Source organism: Allobosea sp. 2RAB26, assembly GCF_052115465.1.
Classification (GTDB): domain Bacteria; phylum Pseudomonadota; class Alphaproteobacteria; order Rhizobiales; family Beijerinckiaceae; genus Allobosea.
This window is the reverse complement of the sequence record NZ_JBFRGS010000054.1, coordinates 1-1,802: the sequence shown is the minus strand read 5'-3', so window position 1 is coordinate 1,802 and position 1,802 is coordinate 1. Positions and strand designations below refer to the sequence as shown.

Genomic DNA, 1,802 nt, shown 5'->3' with positions numbered 1-1,802 from the left:
GTCGACGTGACGGCTCTCGAATCGGCCCACCACGTCGTGCTCAATACGGGCGGCGGCTCCGACCATCTGGTTGGCATGCGTGCCCAGGATGAAATGCACGTGACCGGACCAGCTGCAGCCGGCGGATCGACTGGCGGCGGTGGCAGTAATGGTGGTGGTTCCGGAAACGGGAGCGGCAGCGGCTCGGGCAATGAGACCGAGAACGGGGGCGGCAGCAGCTCCGGCAACGAATCCGAGAACGGCGGCGGCTCTGGCTCAGGTAACGAGACGGAGAATGGCGGCGGCTCCGGCTCCGGCAACGAGACGGAGAACGGCGGCGGCTCCGGCAACGAAACCGAGAACGGCGGCGGCGGCAATGGGACCGGGAACGGCGACGGCGGGAGTTGCGGTACCGGCACCGATACCGGCAATGGCGGCGGAACCGGCCAGACAACGCAGCCGGACGCCGGACTGGTTCTGGTCGGTATGCCCGAGGCGGACGTGTTGCTCGGGGCGTCTGGGGCGGACAACCTGATCGGCCAGGGCGGCGACGATGTCCTGATCGGAGCGGGCGGCAACGACACGATCTCGGCCGGCGACGGCAACGACTTCGTCGATGCCGGGGAGGGCCGTGACGTGGTCTTCGGCGGGGCCGGCGACGACGTGCTGCTTGGCGGGTCCGGCAACGACCTGATCGATGGCGAGGCCGGCAACGACCGGATCTTCGGTGGCACGGGCGACGACCGGATCACGGCCGGGGCCGGCGACGACACCGTGGTGGCGGGTGCGGGCAATGACGTGTTCGTGGCTGCGATCGGTGACGGCAACGACGTCTATTTCGGCGATGACAGCGACGGCGGCACGGGCATCGACACGCTCGATCTCTCGGCGATCATGGCGAACCTGACGGTCGATCTCGGCAACGGCCTGCTCGGACGCGGCAGCGCGGTCAGCACGGACAGCGGCAGCGACACGCTCTGGAGCATCGAGAACGTCGCGACCGGCGCGGGCAACGACACGATCACGGCCAGCGCGGCGGTGAACGTGATGGAGGGCGGGGCGGGCAACGACACCTTCCGCTTCGAGAGCAAGGAAGCGGCGGATGGCGACACCATCCTCGACTTCGAGCCCGGCGATAAGCTCGACCTGTCCGGCATCGACGCCAATGGCGCGCTCGCCGGCAACCAGAGCTTCACCCTGACCAGCGGCCCGGCCTTCACCGCCACGGCCCAGCTGGTGGTCTCCTACGAGACCCGGGCCGACGGCGACTACACCGTGGTCAAGGGCAATGTCGACGCCGACGGCGATGCCGACTTCCAGATCAACCTGAAGGGCAGTCACACCCTGACCGCCGGCAACTTCGCGCTCTAGAAGCCGTGTCCTCCCGGCCGGCGGACCCACTGTCCGCCGGCCGCCTTCCTGCCGACTGCTTCATTTGACGGTTTGCGATCATGGCACCTTCCAAGGCACAGACCTCCGCCCGCCGCCGCGATGCCGCCAGGCTGACGCTCGGCTTCCGCTCCGCCTTCCTCTTCCTGTTTGCGGTCTCGGGGCTGATCAATGTGCTGGCGCTGACCGGCTCATTCTACATGCTGCAGGTCTATGACCGGGCGCTGACCTCGGGCAGCGTCCAGACGCTGGCGGCGCTCTCGGCGCTGGCGATCGGGCTCTACCTGTTCCAGGGCGCCTTCGACGTGATCCGCTCGCAGGTGCTGGTCCGGGTCGGGGCCCGGCTCGACAAGGATATCGCGCCGCTGGCGCACCGGGTGGCGATCGACATGCCGCGTTTCGGCTTCTCGAGCACCGAGGCGCTGGAGCGCGGG

Annotated in this window: 1 protein-coding gene and 1 pseudogene; both read left to right on the top strand. The window is 68.8% G+C overall.

Annotated elements, in window-relative coordinates; genetic code table 11:
• Positions 1-1,350: calcium-binding protein (locus AB4118_RS33935; protein ID WP_441493886.1), on the top strand; the 1,350-nt coding region annotated here is incomplete at its 5' end.
• Between the two features lie 80 nt (positions 1,351-1,430).
• Positions 1,431-1,802, top strand: a pseudogene (locus tag AB4118_RS33930) (type I secretion system permease/ATPase); the annotation flags it as partial.